The sequence below is a fragment of the Psychrobacter muriicola 2pS genome, from assembly GCF_904846535.1.
Lineage (GTDB): Bacteria > Pseudomonadota > Gammaproteobacteria > Pseudomonadales > Moraxellaceae > Psychrobacter > Psychrobacter aquimaris.
On sequence record NZ_CAJHBC010000013.1, the window covers coordinates 1 to 22345 of the forward strand.

At 43.5% G+C, this 22345-nt stretch carries 17 protein-coding genes and 2 tRNA genes; 8 read left to right on the forward strand and 11 right to left on the reverse strand.

Features of this window, described 5'->3' with window-relative positions; all coding sequences use genetic code 11:
- Nucleotides 1-3: 3 nt before the first annotated feature.
- The 4 genes from JMX93_RS13470 to JMX93_RS13485 all read right to left on the reverse strand — a co-directional run bounded on the left by JMX93_RS13470 (nt 4) and on the right by JMX93_RS13485 (nt 5286).
- Nucleotides 4-792: a hypothetical protein gene (locus JMX93_RS13470; RefSeq protein ID WP_499205021.1), complete on the reverse strand. Its 789-nt coding sequence runs from the start codon at nt 790-792 to the stop codon at nt 4-6.
- Nucleotides 793-864: 72 nt separating this feature from the next.
- Complete coding sequence (locus JMX93_RS13475) at nt 865-3882, reverse strand: hypothetical protein (RefSeq protein WP_499205022.1); 3018 nt, start codon at nt 3880-3882, stop codon at nt 865-867.
- Nucleotides 3851-4456 (reverse strand): hypothetical protein, encoded by a 606-nt coding sequence (locus JMX93_RS13480; protein ID WP_499205023.1) that lies wholly within the window; start codon nt 4454-4456, stop codon nt 3851-3853. The genes JMX93_RS13475 and JMX93_RS13480 overlap by 32 nt, the downstream gene beginning before the upstream one ends.
- Before the next feature lie 173 nt (nt 4457-4629).
- Nucleotides 4630-5286, reverse strand: a complete 657-nt coding sequence (locus tag JMX93_RS13485; RefSeq protein ID WP_499205024.1) for a hypothetical protein — start codon at nt 5284-5286, stop codon at nt 4630-4632.
- Between the two features lie 640 nt (nt 5287-5926).
- Here JMX93_RS13485 and JMX93_RS13490 point away from each other — a divergent pair.
- Both JMX93_RS13490 and cls read left to right on the forward strand, forming a co-directional pair.
- Entirely contained in the window at nt 5927-6685 is a 759-nt protein-coding gene (locus tag JMX93_RS13490) for a YdcF family protein (RefSeq protein ID WP_499205025.1), read from the forward strand.
- Between the two features lie 174 nt (nt 6686-6859).
- Nucleotides 6860-8359 (forward strand): cardiolipin synthase, encoded by a 1500-nt coding sequence (cls, locus tag JMX93_RS13495; protein ID WP_499205026.1) that lies wholly within the window; start codon nt 6860-6862, stop codon nt 8357-8359.
- A 60-nt stretch (nt 8360-8419) separates the two neighbouring features.
- Here cls and JMX93_RS13500 read toward each other — a convergent pair whose 3' ends face one another.
- The 7 genes from JMX93_RS13500 to rsmH form a co-directional block, all read right to left on the reverse strand.
- Entirely contained in the window at nt 8420-9391 is a 972-nt protein-coding gene (locus tag JMX93_RS13500; RefSeq protein WP_499205027.1) for a putative RNA methyltransferase, read from the reverse strand.
- A gap of 186 nt (nt 9392-9577) precedes the next feature.
- Nucleotides 9578-10696 (reverse strand): phospho-N-acetylmuramoyl-pentapeptide-transferase, encoded by a 1119-nt coding sequence (mraY, locus tag JMX93_RS13505; RefSeq protein WP_193011750.1) that lies wholly within the window; start codon nt 10694-10696, stop codon nt 9578-9580.
- 3 nt (nt 10697-10699) lie between these two features.
- On the reverse strand, nt 10700-12160 hold the full coding sequence (locus JMX93_RS13510; protein ID WP_499205028.1) for a UDP-N-acetylmuramoyl-tripeptide--D-alanyl-D-alanine ligase: 1461 nt from the start codon (nt 12158-12160) through the stop codon (nt 10700-10702).
- A gap of 111 nt (nt 12161-12271) precedes the next feature.
- A complete protein-coding gene (locus JMX93_RS13515; RefSeq protein WP_499205029.1) occupies nt 12272-14008 on the reverse strand; it encodes a UDP-N-acetylmuramoyl-L-alanyl-D-glutamate--2,6-diaminopimelate ligase in 1737 nt (578 codons plus the stop codon).
- Between the two features lie 71 nt (nt 14009-14079).
- Nucleotides 14080-16188, reverse strand: coding sequence for a peptidoglycan D,D-transpeptidase FtsI family protein (locus tag JMX93_RS13520; RefSeq protein ID WP_499205030.1), 2109 nt, complete (start codon nt 16186-16188; stop codon nt 14080-14082).
- Complete coding sequence (ftsL, locus tag JMX93_RS13525; RefSeq protein ID WP_496191999.1) at nt 16185-16682, reverse strand: cell division protein FtsL; 498 nt, start codon at nt 16680-16682, stop codon at nt 16185-16187. Before ftsL ends, JMX93_RS13520 begins: the two co-directional genes overlap by 4 nt.
- A 250-nt stretch (nt 16683-16932) precedes the next feature.
- Nucleotides 16933-17988 (reverse strand): 16S rRNA (cytosine(1402)-N(4))-methyltransferase RsmH, encoded by a 1056-nt coding sequence (gene rsmH / locus JMX93_RS13530; RefSeq protein ID WP_499205052.1) that lies wholly within the window; start codon nt 17986-17988, stop codon nt 16933-16935.
- A gap of 475 nt (nt 17989-18463) precedes the next feature.
- Between rsmH and gltX the strand changes: the two genes are divergently transcribed.
- From gltX to JMX93_RS13560, 6 genes are all read left to right on the forward strand, one after another.
- Entirely contained in the window at nt 18464-19993 is a 1530-nt protein-coding gene (gltX, locus tag JMX93_RS13535) for a glutamate--tRNA ligase (protein WP_499205031.1), read from the forward strand.
- A gap of 128 nt (nt 19994-20121) precedes the next feature.
- Complete coding sequence (locus tag JMX93_RS13540) at nt 20122-20487, forward strand: hypothetical protein (protein WP_198332606.1); 366 nt, start codon at nt 20122-20124, stop codon at nt 20485-20487.
- 122 nt (nt 20488-20609) lie between these two features.
- Nucleotides 20610-20685, forward strand: a tRNA-Ala gene (locus JMX93_RS13545).
- Nucleotides 20686-20845: 160 nt separating this feature from the next.
- Nucleotides 20846-20921: transfer RNA gene (locus tag JMX93_RS13550), tRNA-Glu, on the forward strand.
- Between the two features lie 273 nt (nt 20922-21194).
- The gene (locus tag JMX93_RS13555) at nt 21195-21848 is read left to right on the forward strand and encodes a LysE family translocator (RefSeq protein WP_193011757.1); all 654 of its coding nucleotides are present in this window, start codon (nt 21195-21197) and stop codon (nt 21846-21848) included.
- A 32-nt stretch (nt 21849-21880) separates the two neighbouring features.
- Nucleotides 21881-22339, forward strand: coding sequence for a hypothetical protein (locus tag JMX93_RS13560; protein WP_499205032.1), 459 nt, complete (start codon nt 21881-21883; stop codon nt 22337-22339).
- Nucleotides 22340-22345: the final 6 nt, after the last annotated feature.

Here is a 22345-nt window from a genome sequence, read left to right on the forward strand (position 1 = left end):
TAGTTATTGAGTTAACACTCCAATTTGTAAATTATAGCTTCCTGCATACTCTAGATCGCTGTTATTGGGATTTAGGGTTACTCTAGTGCCAACCCCAAACCAACAGTCGCGATAACGATTAAAAATCGTACCACCAGTAAAGTACTGTTCTTCAGTAGGATTTGCATAGTAAAGGTCGATATTAGCGGTTAAATCTTTTGTCGGATTTATGGTTGATTTTAACTTAGCATCTGTAATCTTCACGAGACTGGTATTTGAAGTAGTATCTTGAGCAATAGAGGAAAATGGAGTGTTGAGCTGAAAAACATTAGGATTATTTCTCAAAAAACTTTTTATGGTTTGGTATTCGCCCTTGCAATCATCGTTTCGATCTGATGAACGAATATAAAAGTTGAATAAGCTTGGCGACCCAAAAGCGCCATTTGTATTGGGGAAATTTGCAGACAATTGATTAAACGCTAAGTTAGCCACATTGAAACCCATTAGATCAGCACGATTGCTTAGAGGGAAACTCTGAATGGTATTGCCTCTAGAGATGGCTTGACTACCCCCATTAAGTAGCTGTCTTTCAGTTGGTGCGAAATTTAAACTACTGTTTGGGAAGATTTGCTTACAGAAATATATTGAGCTGCCATCAGCTGTACCAACACGATTAGCAGCGTCTGTAATATTTATACCTTCAGTATCAGGACACGCTGCTAATGCTGTTTGTCCAATTAAGCCAGCCATTGCTGTTAAACCAATTTTTAACAAAAATTTATGGTAATAAGCAGTTGCAGATATTTTAGACATAAAAACCTCTCATTTGACGTTATATTATTTAAAACACTATTAACAACTCGCTATTAAAATTGGAAACTAAACTTATTGTGACACTGTATCCTTTATTGGGTTTAAAACAATTCGCATCACAAAGTCATTAGTAATGTCTACAAACTGATCTTTATAGCCTTGAGCCTTCAATATATAAGTACTTGGAGTCAAACCAAAAGCCTGAAAGTAACCATAACTGCCTGTAGTGATGCTTTGTATCAGTGCATCGCCCCGATAGATATCAATTACAACCCCTTCTTTAGCATCAGCAAGCCTACCTGATACACCATAAGACTTCTGTAGCTGTATAGGCACTGAGGTAGGTGTATAATTGCTGACCCGTATGCGCGGTGTCTGTAGCTTGCCAGTGCTATATTCTAAAGGTAAGTTTTCGCTATCCATGGTCAGCGTATAATCGCCGGCTTTGATATTGCTGATTAAGTACTGACTCTGCGTTGCCTGACTCCCTAGCAAGCTAGCTTCTACTTCTTGATTGTCAAGCTCAAAGCGTATGTTTTCATAATCTATAGGGGTGTCAGCCTGATATTCGATATCCACTATGACGCTACCGTCGCGCTGAAGTGGAATGTCACCAAATTGTAATCTTTGTCTGGGTGCTTTAAACATATCAAATGATAACCTAGCATATAGATAGTTATTCTGTGTCCAAGCCGGTAACTGGTAATCATCAATAAATGAACCGTCATTTATTAAGTCAAGATAGCGATTGCTAGATATTGAATCTACATAACGATGTTTATAACCTAAGCCAAAGTTTATACCTTTACGAGTATTCAGCTGCCAGTCCAACAACCAACCAACCTGACTATCATATAAGCTATAACCTGCATTGATTGAACTGTCTATCGAATTCCCACCTATACTACTTGTGTCAAAGCGGTAACTGACATCACCTCGATACAAGATATCGTTATTTCTGTGCAAACGACTAATGGACTGCCCCAAACTAGTACTATTATCAAGCTGACGTCGTAGCGATAGTGTGTCGCTATCATTATCACCAGACAATCCTATAGTGCTACGCGTTCTACCAATGTCAACCGCCTTATCATGTGTGATAGGTCTATAAGCGTCCTGCCATATGAAATTATAGCCATAATGATTGTCTCCACTGCTCCAGTTAGCACTGCCATTTAATGCTTCATTAAACCTATGATTAACACTAGTGTAAGTGTAGTAGTCATCTGTATCCGTTGTCTTAGCAGACATATCATCATAATATTGATTGAAACTAATATTAGTTCTATCACTCGGGCTATAGTTGATAAGTAACTGATGACGTTGATCATTCAATCGCGCTTTTTCACTGTTGTTTGGTAAGAAAGTATTTAATCCAGCGTTGTCATACTGACGAGCTTGATACTGATAGTTTGCCCATAGCTTTTTGCGCTGGTACTCTAATTGAGCCTGCCAAAAATCTTGGGTTGGTGTATTGGCGTAGCTAATGTCAGCATTACTATAAGGCGAGAGGCTATAATTTGCCCCAGCATGCCACGAGAGTGAGTCATTGTCTTCTTGAATATTTTGTATGTTACTATTGACGCCGCCACGTACTGCCAAGCGATTATTGACACCATATTCGGTATATAGATGTGCGGCAGTATCACCCCTGTCATTATTGTTTGAACGTCTTCTAGTATCGCTATTAATTAGATTGCCTGTGCGGCCTATACCGGCTTCTACTATCAGTTCATTAGTCGCGGCATTGGTACGACGTTTACCAAGTAAAATAGGACGAATTTCAAGTGGTTGGCGGGATAATGGATAGGCATAAATTGCCACTTCAACCAAGTTATCTGTTAATGATAGTTGGCTAACATCGAGGTTTAAAAACTCGTAACGCCCATCCAATCCAATTTGTACTCGAGCAATAGGACGACCATTGATACGCAGTTCTGCTACGCCACCAGCCTCGCCAATACCCGTCAGATGCTGATAATCTTGGCTAGTATTTTGTAATAAGCTACGACTGTCTTCATCAAAATAAGATAGATGCCGTGCGATATTACGATTACTATAGGCAAACATGGCGCCAGTAAATTCAGAACCTGACGTCTGTGCTCCCTGACCTAGGGAGTTAGGTTGATTAATACCAAGGCGTGTGGCTAAGTGCTCTCCAGATTTTGCCCAATACAAGTTATCTATTTCCCAGTCATCCCATTCTGAGGGCAAATAGGTAAAGCCGTCTAAAACAGTTCGACGAAAGCTATCGTTGTTACCTGATCCGTCTTGGCCACTATCTCTGTACTCATTATTACTATCATATCCTCTAGCATTGACACCCCATACACCACCTAGCGCATAACCATAAGCACCAATATCAGCATACATTTGATGGCTAGTAGACGTCTCGTTGTTTTGACTGTTATTGCTTTCGCTAGCACTTAACCTAGTGTCAAATGATAATCCAAGCAAACCTGCTCGGCTAGGATAGTAGTCAATGGGTAAAGCTTCTTTAACGTTATTATCTTTTAGTGAAGGGGTGTCTTTTGATGGACGCCAGCCCATGTTTAAAATGATAGCTAAATCTGGCTGGCTATACTCTGCGGTAATACCCAGTTTTTTTAATACATCAAGTGCAATATAATTCTGCCCTTGGTAAGAAACGACTTCATTAGCAGAAAGCTGCACATCACCAATCGGGGTGCTGACAGCATAGCCACCTGTCGGATTAGCTCCGTTAAGCCTATTAGTATTTTGCCTACCAATAGGTACGAAACTGACATTAGTTAATTTAATTAAGTCATCGATAGATAAAAGATAATGACTATTTTGGGTATCACTCTCAAAGTCAGATCCTGACTCATGAAGAGCATCAATACTGCCCTGCTCTTGTCCGTTAACTAAGACACCTACCAAAGTAGGCTCTAACACTCTATTAGTTTTAATAGCCCCTGTAACAGATGAGACAGGGGCTATCGAGTTGGCAGCGATATTTTGCATTTCTGCAAACGCTGACGGACAATAAGCAATGACGCAAGGTAAAGACACCAAAGTTACTAAACATACTTTAGGCTTACTGAACATCAATAGTAATAGGTAGACCATAACGAGAACCTATCTCTAAGGTGGCTCCTCTACCATCCGTATTGTAAGTAACAGCATGATCAATTTGCTGCTCAATTGACAATATAGAATGGCGTTTACCTTCAACAAATCCCGTTGGCAAGCGTATGGACATACGTACCGTCTGATAGCCGCCTGGTGCAATAGTAAACTGTGTAGGGTTAATCAATGTCCATGGTTTGAGCGTACTCTCACTAGGCTCGATTGGTTTCCCTGCTTCATCGACATCTATCAAGCTTAACTTAATGACTTTAGGCTTAGTACCATAATTGTATAACGTGAAAGATTGGTTGAGCTTGGCTAGATTTTTGCGTTGGGTTAAAGATACCATCTCATCCACTACAGATGGTTGAATGCCTAATTGTGCAGGTGGTAGCCCGTCCTGGCTAGCCTCACTAATCACCATCTGAACTTGTCCTCCATCATCTATAGAGTTATTTATGATCAGTTCAGCTTGGGCAGGATAGGAGAACATGACTATAGTTGTTAAAGCAGCGACTGAAAGACCAGGGGCTAGCTTACTTAATTTTTGGCTACCATTGAGAGAGGATGTCATATGTTTACCTTATTATATTAGATTGCTGGCTAGACACTATGTTAATAAAGACAGCAAGTGACTGAAGATGCTTACGGTTGAAAGTATGATATAAAAATACCAGCAATTTTAGCTGGTATGTTCGTATCACCGTTTAGCTAAAATCGATATTAACTAAATTCTACTTCATATAATTATGGTGCTGCAGCACTAGTCAGGGTTAACAAGAAGCTATCAGTAGATTGAGAACCGACATCGCCAGCACCAGATGTCCCGCTAGCGCCACGGGTATTATATTCGCCAGCGCTATTAGCGTTAGATAAATCTAAATCAAAAACGATGTCGCCTGTTACGGGAGCCCAACCAGAAAGAATATTTAAAGTCGCGGCCGTATTACTACCAGTAACCTTATCGCTGGTAGACTCTAAAATAGCGCCACTGGTAGTAAGAGAAGATGTTGGATCGATGGTACTTATAAGCCTAGGATTAGGATTGGTTAATTCAAGCTGAACACCATTCGTATTAGATAAATTACGTACTGCCCAAGCATCTTTCAAGGTGACTCTTATTGAAGTTGAAAACATATTAGCATCAGTATTTATAGCAGGACTATCAATTGTAGCCGTAACCGTAGTAGTTCCTAGTTCAGCAGTTCCTGTTCGAGTAAGCGTACTATCATTCTGAGCAATACTGTCAGCGGTCAAATTCAATACAACATCATCCCAGTGATAGAGCACTAAAACTTCAGGTAGAATTACTCGAAAGTCAGTACTGCCACTAACTGCTGCTGATGCAAATGAAGATAATGACAAAGCCAGACCAGTTAACGCAATTTTTGAGAACATATTCATAATTTGAACCCTTTAATTAAAACTGATGTATTTTTGATATCAACTAGAATAATTCTTTAGAAGTTTAGTAAAAAACAAGAAGAATCGAGTAGCGTATAAGCTGATACTATTCACATAAGACAAGCTTCTCATTACCTAATAAAAAAACTTTACCACAATAAAAATTATTTATAATAATAAAAATTGTATACTACCGTAACAATTGTGTATCACAGTAAAAATATTTACTTAGGGTAGATATGACAAATCAGAATCTAACAGATGAGCGGTGTCTTTATATCGATGAATGGTGATATCAATATACATAATTGAAATATAAAGATAATTTTGGCTCTTTATTTGACAGCCATAAAAATCTCCTTAAATTTACATTCACTCTATAAAACCATCTCTCCAATTATTAATCATCTCAACCTATCTTCCAAAGCTCCGTATTGACCTGCTATCGACTTATCTCTGCGAGTAACAACAATAAAACGTTATCTCAAAACAGGGTACATTATCATGGCATGAACCAGTCTTTTGTCATAACCTATATATCGTCTAAAACAATAGCATCGTAGAAGATTCAGTGAATATATTGCCTTTAAATAATTGTATAGCTGTTCCCAAAGAACTCATTCTATTAGGGCGAGTTTTATTGATCACTATTGGCAGCGTTATTATCGTCGACTGTGCCATTTTAATGGCATTTGGTAAGGTAAATTTTGGCTCTGTCGTACCGTTTTTATTGGGGATAGTGTTTGTCATCCATGGCATTTTTTGGCATAAAGTAATAGCGTTCATCCATCAATATCGTTGGTTAGTTTACTTTTGGTCTGGGCTATGGATGGTATTTTTCATTTGGCTAGTCAGCTTTAGCATCTTTACTTACGTCTTACAGCAGCAGATTAAACAGAGCACTAAATCTGTACCTGCAGTCGCTGCTATCATTGTATTAGGCTCGGGCACGGTTGCAGGTAAGCCAACACCGACTCTCGCCAAGCGCTTGGACACCGCCGTGCCCCTTATCAAGACGCAACCCAATGCTTTGGTAATAACCAGTGGTGGCGTTGGTTTTCAGCGTACACGTAGCGAAGCCGACATTATGGCCACGTATTTGCATGAGGTACATGGCGTGGCATTCAAATGCATCTTACAAGAAGGCAAAAGTACCAGTACAGAGGAAAACCTCGCTAACAGCCGAGCATTGTTGGAAGCAAAAGGGCTTTCTATCACTGATCCTATCGCCATCGTTACCAGTGATTTTCATAGTATTCGCGCAGCCAGCATTGCGCGCCATCAGGGCTATACACAACCGCTCACCATCGCCAGTCCCACGCCTTTATCCACTCGTTACAATGCTTGGTTTCGCGAATATTTTGCCTTTGTCAGTGGTTGGCTGTTAGGAGAATATTAATGGCGACATATATCTTCATGAGCTTGAACAAGCTTACTCCTAAATACCATAACTGCTAACCTTACCTCATTACTGCTTTTACCAATCAAAACAGTGGGAGTTTTACAGTGCGCTATAATCAATAAGAATCGCTGATAAATACTATAAATAAAAACAACAAGGACGGGAGGCACTATGCTTTTGAATATATTTTTAATCATTCATTTTATGCTGCTGATACTGATCTCGTTGCGAGTGCTCGCTCGCCATGATCTGACTTCACCTGCTAGGCTAGCCTGGATCGTCATCTTGTTTATTTTACCTTATTTGGGAGTGGTGGTTTATTGGATGTTTGGTGAGGTGCATCTGGAGGGTAACTTTAAGCGCGAACGTAAGCAGATCATCAATAAACTGGCGGCACATAGTCCTGATGTGCTTGGTCATGAGACAGCTTTGTTGGAGAATATCAAACCTGAATACCAAGCGGCCTTTGCCTACGCTGCAAATGCGACTGGCTATCATACAACGGTGGGAAATCGTGCAGAGCTGATGGCAGATGCAGCTGAGACTCGTAAACGTATGATTGCCGACTTTGATGCAGCGACCGATCATATCCATGTGCTGTACTATATTTGGCTGATCGATGGTATGGGACTTGATACTGCCCAAGCGCTCATGCGGGCAGCACGGCGCGGCGTCACCTGCCGAGCGATGGTCGACGGTTTGGGCTCACGGAAAATGGTCAGCTCAAAGATATGGCAGGAAATGAAGGAAGCTGGCGTACAAGTCAGTGTTGCCCTACCGATTACTCCTATTTTAAAGGTACTCATGTTTAGCCGAATCGACTTGCGAAATCACCGCAAGATTACGGTCATTGATGGCAAAATCAGCTACAATGGCAGTCGCAACTGCGCCGATCCTGAGTTTCGTGTAAAGCCAAAATTTGCGCCGTGGGTAGATATTATGCTGCGGGTCGAAGGGCCAGTTGTGGCACAAAATCAGATGTTGTTTGCCAGTGATTGGCTGACTGAAAATCCCCATACGCCGCTCGATAGCTTTCCTTATTTTATCAACCCTCAACCAGAACAACAAAAATCATCTCAGGCAGAGGCTGATGAGACCTTACCAATAACACCGCCACCAAAAGGCTTTGCTGCACAAGTTTTTTCTGATGGTCCCACCCAACGACGCGGCACCACGCCGCAATTTTTAGGCACCTTAATTGGGCAGGCGAAGCGAACCCTCATTATCTCAACCCCATATTTTGTGCCTGATTATTCGCTCGTTAGCATTTTATGTGCGACCGCTTATCGCGGTGTGCAAGTAACCATGATTTTCCCAAAGAACAACGATTCAATAGTCGTGGCTGCTACCAGTCATAGTTATTACTGGCAACTGCTTGAAGCGGGGGTAAGCATTTATGAATACAAGCCTGGCCTATTACACGCCAAAACTTTGACTGTCGATGGCGAAATCAGTCTGATTGGCTCGACCAATCTAGACTTGCGTAGCTTTGATTTGAACTACGAAAACAACATTGTGTTTAGCGATAAAACGCTTACAGCAGACATTGTTGAGCGACAATATCAGTATATCGCTGATTCTGAAGAAGTCACTCGTGAGCAAGTTGAAAACTGGCCGTTGTCCTATAAAATCTGGAATAACATCATCGCTACCATGGGACCCATTTTATAACCCGACTCTTAGCAAATAAGCTAAGTGTCATGGAAGAAATACTAGTTACATGAAGCCGGTTTATTCAGCTACCGTCTTCTGCAAAATATAAATGACAAACTTAGCTTGCGTTGCAAAAGGTTCTGTTTCGACCGAGTCTAGTAGCGCCTGCCTTTTTTCATTAAGCGCGCGATAAGCATAAGGCGTCATGGTCATCAAATCAGCCAAATCAGCGGCTGACAAAGTCATCTCGGTACTGACACGCTCCGTACCCATTAGCGTGAAATATGGGGCTAATTCATGCAAAAATTTATCAGAATCATGCTCGCGGACGCTATCAAATAATGCTTCTCGCATCGTCGCTAGATGCCCGACATCTGGCTTGGCGATGATTAAATAACCGTCTGCAGTCAATACCTCATTGAACGCTTCTGGCAAGATAGGGCTAAAAATACTGCTAATACCCTTTATGCTATGCGTGCGTAACGGCAAGTGGGCAGCGCTGGTAACAAGTGGATAGATGGCTGCTGACTTAACTGTCTCATTAGTAACACTGTCTTTAGCTTGCTGATACCAAAGACGACCTAAAGCCTTACTCGTTTTCGCAAGTTCTACCACAGCAGGTTTACTGATATCTGCCGCGATGAGCGTATCCATTCCCGTCTGTGCCATTGCCTGCGTGTAATAACCTTCGCCGCAGCCAATATCCAACCAATTGACCACCTTGCTATCCTTTTTAATTATTGGCTCATTTGTTGGCTCAGTGACTGAATCATTTTTTGACAACAATTCCCTCATTTTTTGGCAAATAAGCGTTTGCAATGGCTGATAATGTCCGGCATTTAAAAACCGTTTGCGCGCCTCGATTGATTGCTGGCTATCGCCTGGTGCTTTGGATTTTTTTTGTTGCACGGGTAATAAATTGACATAACCCTGACGCGCCACATCAAATGGATGAGCCGTTTGTTTTGGGTGTAAGCTGCCATCGCAGCGCCACGTATCTGCGGCGGGTTGTAGTGGTGATTGGCAAAGGGGACAAATAAATAAGCTCACAAGTATCTCAACGTCATAGCAATATGGCTGCCATTTTAACAAAATTCAGGCTTACTGCGTGATAAAAGGCGCGATAAACAATGCAGAAAACAAGCTATCAGCAACCAAAAAAAAGCCACCTCAACTAAAGTGAGATGGCTTTTGCATAAATGATATTCATATTAATGTTCAAGCGATATGGCTGTGTTAACGCAGTTTTAAGGTCATTAGCCCAAGGATGACAAGAATAATGGCTATAATCCAAAACCTTGCCACTACTTGCGTCTCTTTCCAGCCAATTTCTTCAAAGTGATGATGCAATGGTGCCATCCGAAAGACGCGCTTTTTACGCAGCTTATACGAGCCAACCTGTAACATGACCGATAACGCTTCGGCGACAAATAGACCACCCATAATAGCAAAAGCAATCTCTTGACGGGTCATAACGGCAATCGTACCGAGCATCGCCCCAAGAGCAAGTGCCCCCACATCACCCATAAATACTTGGGCTGGATGGGCGTTGAACCACAAGAAACCAAGCCCCGCACCAATCATCGAACCACAGACAATGAGAACCTCGGAGTTATAGGCAATATAAGGCACATGCAAGTAATCAGCAAAGCGTACATCACCTGATACATAAGCCATCGCGCCCAAGCCTGCCGCTACCAAAACCACAGGCAAAATGGCTAAGCCATCCAAGCCATCGGTTAAGTTGACAGCGTTAGAAGCACCATTAATCACAAAGTAGGTAAAGATAATAAAGCCAATACCAAACGGCACTGCCGAGAAAGGAATCATCCAATCTTTAAAAATCGGTAGTAGCAAATCCTGCATCTCGCGCGTGGTCGCGATATCTGGTTGCAAGGTGGCGATATAATATAAAGACACACCGACGAATAATGCGCCCATAGAGAGCCAAAAGTACTTCTTGCGGGCGATTAAACCTTTGGGATCTTTATACTTAATTTTTAGCCAATCATCTGCCCAGCCAACCGCGCCAAAGATAATCATGACGATGAGCAAAATCCAAACGTACGGATTACTCAAACGCGCCCACAGTAAGGTGGATACACCAATCGCACTTAAAATCAGCACCCCACCCATGGTCGGGGTACCAGTTTTAGCCAAATGCGATTGCGGACCATCATTGCGAATCGCCTGACCATACTTAAGCGCACGCAGACGTCGAATCACACGCCCGCCAAAAAACATGCTAAATGCGAGGGCGGTAATGACCGCAAGTAACGCTCGTAGCGTCAACGAAGAAACCGCAGAAAACGGCGTATAATACTGACCAAGCCAGCCAAACAACCAAACTAACACCGCCTACTCCTCGACTAGCGCATTGATAAGGGTTTCCATTTGCATGGAACGAGAACCTTTGAACAGTACCGTACAAGGCTGCGCCTGTTGCGCTTGCAAATACGGCTGTAAATATGCCAATAAGCTGTCTTTATCCGTAAACGCATGGGCACTGATATCAGAAATCTCTTGCGCACCCGCCACGGTATAAGGCGCATATTCACCGACACACAGCAGCACGTTGATACCGGTGGTCGCAATCGTACGACCCAAGCTTTGATGCTCGCTGACCGCCGCCTCTCCCAGCTCCGCAATATCACCCAATACCATCACTTGCGTGCCCGTTTGCGCCGCCAATACTTTAGCTGCCGCTCGCACCGAATGCGGATTGGCATTATACGTATCATCAATCAAGCGATGCATACCCAGTAATTGACTGTTCAAGCGCCCTTTAGCAGGACGGGCATTTTCAAGCCCGACAACGATATCACTAACATCGATATTTAACGCATGGGCACAAGCAGCAGCGGCTAAGGCATTATTGACGTTGTGCTCGCCCGCTAGTGGCAAGTTAATATCATGAACTTGATTGCCGATATGCAGCTTAAATTCACTACGCTCAGGCTCAACATCTAAATGACTGGCACTGACATCGGTATTGCCAAAACCAATCACGTGTGATGTATGCTTTTCAGCGATACGGCGTAATTGATTGGTAAAATCATCTTTATCAGGAACGATCGCAAATTGGCTATCATTCAAAGTGTGGTAAATCTCCGCCTTGGTTTGGCAAATCCCTTCACGGCTGCCAAACTCACCCAAATGCGCCGTACCAATATTTAAGATACACGCAACATCTGGCTGGACAATCTCTGTGGTATAAGCAATTTCGCCAATATGATTTGCGCCAAGCTCTAGGATGGCATAGCGATGATGATCGGATAATTCGAGCAGCATCATCGGCACACCCAAGTCATTGTTTAGGTTACCACGGGTAATCAATGTCGGTGCTAGTCTGCCAAAAATACTGCCGAGCATCTCTTTACAGGTGGTCTTACCGCTAGAGCCAGTAATAGCAATGACGGTTAAATTTTGATGCTGTTGACGACGATACGCAGCCAATTGCCCTAGCGCTAAACGGGTATCGCTCACCACTAACTGCGGAATGCTATTTGCATCAGCCGTAGCAACGGGACGAGAGACAATAGCCGCAACCGCACCTTGTTCAATAGCAGTATCAATATAATCGTGACCATCAAAATTATCACCGCTTAGTGCTAAAAAGATATCACCAGGTTTTATCGTACGGGTATCGGTAGCGACGCGAGTGCTGCTAATTGAGTTGCTTGCGTCATTGCTTGATACTGCCTGTTCTTTATCGAACTGCCAATGCCCATCGAGTGCGGCGGTTGCCGCGAGCAGATTGTCTGCTTGCCAAACATACAGCCCTTGCGACTGAATGCTGTTATCGTTGTCGGCTGTCATAATGATTACCTTATATATGATGACTACTTATTTATTTTTTATAGTTAACGACCAATACTTCTTAAGCAGTATGCAAAACTAACTGTAAACGCTCTCAATTATTTATAAAGGCTATACACGCCCTGCTTGCCTTAAAGCATTTTGTAAAATAACACTGTCGTCAAAATCATAACGAACATGGTTAATTTCTTGATAGGTTTCATGACCCTTGCCAGCGATAACGACGATATCATCAGCTGCTGCGTGATTGACTGCGTATTCAATCGCTGTTTGCCGTGCAGGTTCGATATGGGTACGCTGATACTGCTCGCTCGTCATGCCCACTTGCATATCCTGCAAAATCACATTGGGGTCTTCGGTGCGCGGATTATCTGCCGTTAAGATAACTTGATCTGCGCCTGCCAATCCTGCTTGCGCCATCAAAGGACGTTTACCCGCATCACGGTCGCCACCACAACCAAACACTGCCCACAGCTGTCCCTTACAATGGGTTTTTAGACTGGCAAGCACTTGGCTTAAAGCATCTGGCGTATGCGCGTAATCAACGATAAAGCAGCCATCATTGGATGGCACACGCTGCATACGTCCAACTGCACCTTGTAGCTGCGGCACGACGGCGGCAATACGCTCAAGGCTAATTCCTAAGGCGACAGCAGCGGCCATAGCGGCAAGCAAATTGGCAACATTAAAGCGCCCCAATAATGGGCTGACGATAGTGATGCTATTGGTTTCTTTATTTTTAAAATCAGTATTACCAGCATCAGTATTGCCAAAATCAGTCCGTAGCGTAATCTCGACACCTTGTAAGCTTGGCTTGATTTCAGCCGCAACAAAGGTCGCAGATTTTGATGGTTCTAGACTGTAGGTCCATACCGTTAAATCACTAGCGTTTGCCGTATCTAACATAATCTGGGAATGTTCATCATCGATATTGATGATGGCGTGGGTCAACGCTGGAAAATGTGCTTTATCAAACAGTCTAGCTTTTGCTGCCGCATACTCTGCCATATCAGCATGATAGTCTAAGTGGTCACGGCTTAAGTTGGTATAAATCGCCACCGACACGGGCATACCTTGTAAACGCTGCTGATCCAAACCATGCGAGCTGGCTTCCAATGCCAATAACTGAGCATTCTCTGTACCCATTTGATATAAAAATTGCTGTACCGCTAGGGCGTCGCCCGTGGTATGGCTGGCTTGCACCAAAGCACCAAGCCTGCCATTACCTGCTGTGCCCATGACCGCGCTGCTCATGCCAGTCAGCTGCGTCAATTGCGCCACCAATTGACTGATGGTGGTTTTGCCATTGGTACCCGTCACCGCGACCACCTTTGGCAAGGTCACAGGCTGCTGATATTGCAAACGTGCTTGAATGAGCGTCCCTAAAAAATCACGAATATTGGGCACGTATAAAACGGGGCAAGGCAGTGCTGCTAAATGCTGCTGCGCTTTAGAAGTACTATCATTTGGTAAGGTGATATCGGCATGATTTGACACGCTAGTGACACTAAGCAAAGCCGTAGGATCTATTTCTGATAGGATGAAAGCCGCATTTTCAGCGGCTTGATAAAGGTTGTCACGACTTTTTTGACAGTTTGGTATGTGGCTTTTTAATAACACAAACACATCGTTCGGCTCTAGCTGACGACTGTCTAAACGAAACTGCTGGAATGGGATATTGGCAACCGAATTCACTTGCTTGGAATCACTCTCAGTCAATGCCTTCTGAGTCGATAGTTTTTGCAATACCTGCTCTATACCTGCACCATGCCTATTGCTGCTACTGGATTCAACCAGCTGTTGCAAGGTGACTGGGGTGCTGCTTGGCGACGAGGGTGACAGAGTCATTGGCAAATCCTAAACGGTTAAAACACATCAAATAGTTAAGAGCTGAACATTTAAAAAACTTACTTCTGTGGCTATTGGTCTTCCGTTTTTAACGGTTTATCTAACGGTACATTGTATAAACGCAGCGCCTCTTTCATAACGTTATGAAAGACCGGAGCTACCGTTAAACCAGCATAAATCTGCGCACGTGGGTCTTCGATCAACATCACACCCACTAATTTTGGGTTAGATGCTGGTGCCATACCAGCAAAAACGTTGCGGTATTGGTCAGTATAGTAGCCACCTTTTGGATTGATACGACGCGACGTCCCTGTTTTACCAGCGACGCGATAACCATCAATCGCCGCACCTTTAGCAGTACCACCCTGCTCGGTGACACTTTCCATCATTTGTACGATAGACATCGCCTGCTCGTGTGCCATGATACGCTTGCTTGGCTCCGGCTTGTCATCTTTAATGAGGGTCAATGGATGCATCACACCGCCTGCCGCTAGCGCCGAATAAGCCTGAGCGACCTGAGCCAGTGTTACCTGTAGACCATAGCCATAACTGACCGTTGCACGTCTTGAAGTTTCTTTTTCTTTTGGCGTGACGACCAGCCCACTACCTTCCCCTGGAAACTGTAGCGGTGTCTTTGAACCAAAACCAAATTGCTTTTGCATATTGGTAATCGCATCAGGCGGTAGCGACAACGCAATCTTGGTGGAGGCGACGTTACTAGACTTCTGCAGCAGCGTGCCCATATTAATCATACCTAGATTGTTATGATCGCGAATGGTATAGCCACGGACGCGGATAGAGCCAGGATTGGTATCGATTAGAGAGGTGGCCGTGTACTTGCCTGAATCTAAAGCGGCGGCAACGGTAAATGGTTTCATCACCGAACCGGGTTCAAAGACATCAAGCAGCGCACGGTTACGTTGGTTTTCACCCGTCATCTCATTCAGATTATTGGAGTTAAATGATGGCCATGTTGATAAGGCAAGCACCTCACCGGTTTGCACATCAACAATCATCCCCGTCGACCAGCGTGCTTTTTGCAAACGCCCTGCTTTCTCTAACTCTTTATAAAGTAAATACTGCAGGCGTGAATCAATGGTCAGTGCGACATCTTTGCCCGGTATTTCTGGCTCAATCTGTTTAATTTCTTTTAAACTATTTTGTTTGGCATCTTTTAGCACCAACACTTTACCATCGTCACCTGCCAGCTCAGTTTCATACTGACGTTCGATACCAGCACGCCCTTCGTAGCCACCTTCAGGATCGCTGACATTTTGTCCCATAAAGCCCAATAGTTGCGAGTTTGGTTGCGGCTGCGGGTAATAGCGCTGGAAGAAGTTTTTTTCATAGACGCCAGGAAAATCAAGGGTGCTGACACTTTGGGCAATCTCGGGCGTTACTTTATTCAGTAGCGGCAGATAATGCGAGCCTGCACCCGACGGTAGCGCCGCTTTAACCGCTGCTTCATTGGTCACATCGACACTATCATCGATAGCAGTGACTTTTTTTAGCTCAGTGACCGAAATATTCGCAGCAGCCGCAAGCGTGGTCAGATCCATATTATCCAAACGCTTTTGCATCCGCGCAACCAGTTGCGGGCTCTCAGGATTGGTGATAATAATACGCTTAAGCTCGTAATATTCGCGCGCGTAATCATGCGGACTGAAGGAGACTGTCGCCAGTGGTGCACTGACTGCAAGTGGCAAATTGTTGCGATCGGTAATCATGCCACGATAGGATTTTTGCGTGCGCACGCTGGTGATGAGCTCATCGCCTTTGTCTTGATAAAACTGAGCATTGGCGACTTGTAAATAATAAGCACGGGATATCAGCAAACCCAAGACAACCAAGGCAATGAACCAAATAGTACGGAAACGGTTTTTATCTTGCTCAAAACCACCGCGAGAGGAAGCGCCAGACGCTTTACCTAAAAACCCTCTTTTATTTTTCAGGTTTTTGACACTGGTATAAGCGCCTTGTTCTTCATTCTTTTTCAAACGACCAAATAACTTGGCTTTGCGGTTACCAGATGGTTGACCTTCAGGCTTACTGCTCGTTTTTCCCGATTTGGCTGCACTGGCAGGACGTAAGGGCTTGGTAACCTTGCCGCTGGCTGGCTTTTTACTCGCATTTTTTGCGGTTGTTTTACCACTATTGGCGTTGGATTTTTTGTCACTCATTGTCCTGCCTCCGCTACCGTGGCTTCGGTGATAGGAGCATCAGGCGATAAATCTGTGGAAGCCCGTGGTTCGATAACGTCAGACTTATCCTCATCTGAGTCAGTATCGATGACTGGCACCTGCGCTGTGGCAACACCTGGCTGGATAATGAGCTTATCTTTTAACGTCGGTGAAAACATACCCAGTTCAGCCACCGCACGGCTGGCAATTTGCGGTGTCGCACTAAAGGTCTGCTGTTCGATAAGCAGACGCTGATGTTCAACTTGCAGATTACGCTCTTGTTTTTTCATGTCTTGCAAGGTTTTATAATCCTGATGATATTGCTGAATGCCTTCGGCTGTTTTGATACCGCTCCATACAATCGCCACTGCTAGCAGCAATAGCACCACTACATAGATACTAACCACATTAAATCGGCGCACGAATAGCTCGCCGATATCGGTATTATTTGGCATTGTAGCGCGACGGTTTGCAGGTTTGTCAGATATTGCCATGACGATCTCAAAAAGTGGACTTCAAGTATGAAAATTGGCAACTGTTTTAGAGCAGTAAGACGCTTTGCACAGAACCATCAATAAAGTAAAACCAAACGAAAAAGGAACAGCCGAGCCTAGCAGATAATGTTTACAGATTTTTAACAGCCGCGTAAGTATTAAGACTTTCTATCCTACCTAATCGCTAGCAACCAACCACCAGTAACCCAGCCAAACACCTTCTCGATAACATCATGCTACTACCTGTGTGTTATTGCTCAACGCTGGATAAGTAGTCAGTATCGGTACGAGTCGCCATGCGTAACCAAGCGCTACGCGCGCGTGGATTTTGACTGGTTTCAGCTTTACTGGGACCCACACGTTTAGGCTTACTAAAATAACGCGGACGCTTCGGCGGCATCGGCAAATTCTCATCTTCTGGATATTGCCCTTTACTATGACGCTGCAAAAACTGCTTGATACGGCGATCTTCTAACGAGTGAAAACTAATCACTGCTAGCTGCCCGCCTGCTTTCAAGATCGGAATACTTTGTTCTAAAAAGTCATCGACATCGCCCAGCTCATTATTAATAAAAATGCGCATCGCCTGAAAACTCTGAGTCGCTGGATGTTTACCGCGCTGCCAATTAGGATGTGCTACTTTAATCACTTCAGCTAACGCTAAAGTAGAGTCGTAACTTTCCATCTGCTTAATAGCACGAGCGATACGGCGACTGTGACGCTCTTCGCCAAACTCATAAAGCACATTGGCCAAAGTTTCATCGTCGACTTTTTCTAGCCATTCAGCGACCGACTGCCCACGGCTGGTATCCATACGCATATCGACCGCACCGTCGCGCATAAAACTAAAACCACGGCTACCATCATCAATTTGCGGCGATGAGATACCCAAATCTGCCATTAAGCCATCAACTTGCATGATACCCATTGCGGCTAGACTATCTGTCAACGTCGCAAAACTATCATGCACCACTTTTACGCGACTATCGGTATTTGCCAATTCGCGAGCAACGCTAATGGCGGTTGGATCTTTATCAAAAACAATCAAGGTTGCGTCATCAGCCAGCTGGCTTAATAATAATCGACTATGACCACCACGCCCAAAGGTAGCATCGACGTAGATGCCTCTCATCTGCAAGCTATTTTGGCAATCGTCTGTTTGCTTAGGCAGTGATTTAACGCCTAGCACTGCCGCGACGGTTTCTTGCAACAGCACCGCATCATGGACAAAGCTCAATTCATCAGAGGTGTTTTTATCAGTGACAGACTCTTGAGGCGGCTGATTAGCAGAATCATTCTCTACCATAAAATCGTTTTTTGCAGCAGGCAGCTCAACCGCTGACGCAGCATTAACAGTGGCTAAAGAAGGGTCTATTTTAGAATCTTGCTTAGTATTCGGCGTATTTTTTGGCTTATTATTCAATATGGACACAAACGACTCAGTAGATGACGACCATTTTGGTCAGTAAGAGTGAAAAATCAGATGAAAATAAACAAGTTATGACTTGTCTAACATTATTATCGCAAGGATACACTGGTAGTCAAGCACTAGACGGGCATTTCGTTAAAAATATTCCCTCTCTCTGTTATACTAGCGCTATATTTTACGCTATTTTTCCATATTGACGGTTATTGTTTCATCTGTATTTTTATTAAAATCTTTGATTCATATTTGTCGTTACTATTTTTTAATCGCCATGTTTAATCATTATGTTTAACTGCTATTTTTTATTACCATCTTTCAGTGCCATCTTCATTAACTAGCCTATTCTGAGATTTCTATGACGCAATCTACGACTTCTACTAGCAGCAATCGCCCTGTCCGCACCCGCATTGCACCATCGCCTACTGGCTTTCCGCATGTCGGCACCGCTTATATTGCCCTATTCAATTTAGCATTCGCTAAAGCCCACGGCGGCGAATTTATTTTACGTATCGAAGACACAGACCAAACGCGCTCAACCGAACAATCTGAAAAAATGATTTTGGATGCGCTGCGTTGGGTCGGTCTAGATTGGGCAGAAGGTCCAGATATCGGCGGTCCGCACGCGCCTTATCGTCAGAGTGAGCGTAGCGATATTTACAAAAAGCACGCCGAACAGCTCATAGAAAACGATCATGCGTTTCGCTGCTTTTGTACCAGTGAAGAGCTAGATGCCATGCGTGCCGAGCAAATGGCCAATGGTGAAACGCCACGTTACGACGGTCGCTGTGCCCATTTAGCGCCAGAGAAAACCGCGCAATTGGTCGCTGAAGGCAAACCGCATGTGATTCGTATGCGTGTGCCTACCGAAGGTATCTGTCAAGTACATGACATGCTACGCGGTACGGTTGAGATTCCTTGGACACAAGTCGATATGCAAGTATTGCTAAAAACCGACGGCATGCCAACGTATCATCTCGCCAACGTCGTTGATGACCATTTGATGGACATCAGCCATGTGTTGCGTGGTGAAGAGTGGCTCAACTCTGCGCCTAAACATCAGCTGCTTTATGAGTATTTTGGTTGGGAAATGCCAGTCCTTTGCCACATGCCGTTACTGCGTAACCCAGACAAATCAAAGCTTTCTAAACGTAAAAACCCTACCTCTATCACCTATTATCGTGATGCAGGCGTCCTGCCCGAAGCGTTGCTAAACTATCTCGGTCGTATGGGCTACTCAATGCCTAATGATGCTGAGCAATTTACCTTAGAAGAAATGATTGCCAGCTTTGATATTCAGCGTGTGTCGCTTGGCGGCCCTATCTTTGACATCGAAAAATTGAACTGGCTGAATGCCGAGTGGCTACGCGCCCTCACGCCTGAAGAGTTAAAAAATAAAATCCTTGAGTGGGCGAATAACAGCGATAAATTAACTGCTATCGCAGCGGCGATTCAACCACGTATCGAGCTATTGTCTGATGCGGTTAATTGGGGCGGCTTTTATTTCCAGAACCTACCTGATATCAATGCTGAGAACTTTACTCATAAATCGCTCACGCCTGAGCAAATTATCGAGATGCTCCAATTAGCGCTTTGGCAGCTTGAGACCCTACCAACTTGGTCAGAAGAAAACATCTACGCCACGTTAAAAGGCCTTGCTGCTCACCTTGATATTAAGATGCGTGACTTTATGGCGCCGTTCTTTATCGCCATCGCTGGTAGCACCTCATCGACGCCTGTCATGAACTCTATGGCGATTATCGGTGCTGATATGACGCTGACTCGCTTGCGTCATGCTGTTGATGTACTGGGCGGTTTGGGTAAAAAGAAACTGAAGAAACTTGAAAAACAAGCAGCAGAGTTGCCAGACTTCTTAGCTGATAAATAGTTTGGCTGCTGAATAATAATTAGCTAAATTTTATGCATTCAAAGGGGTCAGGCCAGTTCTGACCCTTTTTTCGTTATTAGTCGGTATAACTACCCTCATACTTTTAAACATCTTAATTGGAAACAAACATGGCCGCCAAAACCGTCACAATAGAAAGCAAAGATTATGTATTTAACACCCTAAAAGAAGCGCAGAAATACTATGATGCCATCGTAAAAGAGCTGTTCGAGGCAAACCTTACTCTTACCACTGGTCAAGATTTTGAAGATTTAAAGTGGATATACACCACTTACTGCAGTTATACCAAGCATAATCTAGATAAATTAGCCGATTTTGACATCATTGGCTTTAAAGGCATCAGAACAATCCGAGAAAAGGGTGGTCAATATATGCCAACTGAATGCTGTGCGATTGTTTTTTCTGATGGCAGCGAAGAAGAGTTTTATACCGATAAAGCCATCAAAGAGATCGCTCTCAAGCAAAATCCACGCTAATTTAAGCTTGTTAGGCCATTAAAACAGGCTAAAACACTTTTTTTTGCATATTTATTGATTATTTTTAAAATAGTAGTTGACAGGACTGCTGGTCTTGCATAAAATACGCACACTCTTAGCGAGGGGCTATAGCTCAGTTGGTAGAGCACTTGCATGGCATGCAAGGGGTCAACGGTTCGACTCCGTTTAGCTCCACCATACTATTTATTGCAACGCTCAGTACTACTGAAACGTAACTATAAATACTCGCTAGTAGGACGATATCAGCACCTAGGCAAGGCTTGCTCTATTATTAATAGATAAGCACTCTGATATTGTGAAGTACCGTTGTAGCCTTTTTGGTTATAACACTCTATGCGTCCCCATCGTCTAGAGGCCTAGGACACCGCCCTTTCACGGCGGTAACGGGGGTTCGAATCCCCCTGGGGACGCCACTATTCGGCGTCACTTATTAGCACTTTTGCTTAGCATTAGATCAGACTAATAAGCGAACAATAAAAAATCCCAGTCATCATACGGTGACTGGGATTTTTTATGTCTGTCATTTCTCAAATATTTATTAACGCTATTCTCACAGCCCTATAACTATCCGCGCTATTGCCAACCTATCTAATGCTCGCTACTATCTACCCCTTAAGAGTTTTATAAAATATATACAGACTGTATAACATACGGACAATTAGTATTATCAAAGGGAGGTGGTTGCAATGTTTGGTATCGAGAATTATCTAGGGTTTGTCTTAGCCGCTATTTTATTAAACCTAACCCCTGGCACAGATAGCATGTATATCATCACCCGCAGTATTTCACAGGGACAAGCCGCAGGGTTTTATTCTGTGTTAGGCATTACCTCAGGTGCTTTAGTACATACATTATTCGCGGCGCTGGGACTGTCAGTACTGCTTGCCAACTCCCCTACAGCCTTTATGATCGTCAAATATATTGGTGCGGCTTACCTGTGTTATTTAGGCTTTAAAATGCTAACGAGCAAAAACTCGAACTCAATCGCAAACAGTTTGTCCAAAGCTCAGGACGTGACTAGACACAAGGCCGTAGACGGCTGGAAAATCTATCAGCAAGGCGTATTGACCAATGTATTTAATCCAAAGGTTGCCTTATTCTTCTTGGCGTTCTTCCCTCAGTTTATCGACACTAGTTACGCTTATGGCATGCTGTCATTTTTGATATTGGGTCTGACTTTTGCTACCACTGGCTTTATATGGTGCTTATGTTTGGCGCTATTGGCTGCGCGGTTTAGTACACGCCTACGAGAAAACCCCTCTATTGAAACAATGCTCAATAGAATTAGTGGGGTGGTGTTTATTGGGCTGGGGATTAACCTGTTGACTGAGAAGAGCTGAAACCATTTAAACAAATAGTAGAGGGAATAATAATGAATAATGATACTAAGCAAAAAATCACTTTATTACTTGAAGAGTTAATTAATACTCCATGCTCAGAGTCAAGGCAAGTAGAAATAAAGCTTGAACTAGATAAACTATCTCCTGACCCATTTTGGAGTGACTATATATTCTGGAGTGAGGGGTATGTAAACGAAGACCTGAGTATAAATTACGAAGAATTTTTTGATAAAATTTCTGAGTATCCAAATTCTTATGAGTATAAAACAAAGAGTCGCATTTTAGAGCTGGCTCAAAAACTTATTATTAAAGACTTCTCTGACATTAGTGAAGTTGATATGGTAAATAAAATCAATGAATTGTCTCCTGATATCAGTTGGACGAATTACCTTTTTGTCGATAAGAGCTGCTTAAACAATGACGGTAGCATCGATAAAGAAAAGTTCTTAAATAAAGTATTTAAGGAGAACTGGAATGAGAATTTCAGATGATTTAAG

Coding starts and splice junctions, on each gene's coding strand:
- JMX93_RS13470 (WP_499205021.1), bottom strand. CDS start 792: ATGTCTAAAATATCTGCAACTGCTTATTACCATAAATTTTTGTTAAAA.
- JMX93_RS13475 (WP_499205022.1), bottom strand. CDS start 3,882: ATGGTCTACCTATTACTATTGATGTTCAGTAAGCCTAAAGTATGTTTA.
- JMX93_RS13480 (WP_499205023.1), bottom strand. CDS start 4,456: ATGACATCCTCTCTCAATGGTAGCCAAAAATTAAGTAAGCTAGCCCCT.
- JMX93_RS13485 (WP_499205024.1), bottom strand. CDS start 5,286: ATGAATATGTTCTCAAAAATTGCGTTAACTGGTCTGGCTTTGTCATTA.
- cls (WP_499205026.1), top strand. CDS start 6,860: ATGCTTTTGAATATATTTTTAATCATTCATTTTATGCTGCTGATACTG.
- JMX93_RS13510 (WP_499205028.1), bottom strand. CDS start 12,160: ATGACAGCCGACAACGATAACAGCATTCAGTCGCAAGGGCTGTATGTT.
- JMX93_RS13515 (WP_499205029.1), bottom strand. CDS start 14,008: ATGACTCTGTCACCCTCGTCGCCAAGCAGCACCCCAGTCACCTTGCAA.
- JMX93_RS13520 (WP_499205030.1), bottom strand. CDS start 16,188: ATGAGTGACAAAAAATCCAACGCCAATAGTGGTAAAACAACCGCAAAA.
- ftsL (WP_496191999.1), bottom strand. CDS start 16,682: ATGGCAATATCTGACAAACCTGCAAACCGTCGCGCTACAATGCCAAAT.
- rsmH (WP_499205052.1), bottom strand. CDS start 17,988: ATGGTAGAGAATGATTCTGCTAATCAGCCGCCTCAAGAGTCTGTCACT.
- gltX (WP_499205031.1), top strand. CDS start 18,464: ATGACGCAATCTACGACTTCTACTAGCAGCAATCGCCCTGTCCGCACC.
- JMX93_RS13540 (WP_198332606.1), top strand. CDS start 20,122: ATGGCCGCCAAAACCGTCACAATAGAAAGCAAAGATTATGTATTTAAC.
- JMX93_RS13555 (WP_193011757.1), top strand. CDS start 21,195: ATGTTTGGTATCGAGAATTATCTAGGGTTTGTCTTAGCCGCTATTTTA.
- JMX93_RS13560 (WP_499205032.1), top strand. CDS start 21,881: ATGAATAATGATACTAAGCAAAAAATCACTTTATTACTTGAAGAGTTA.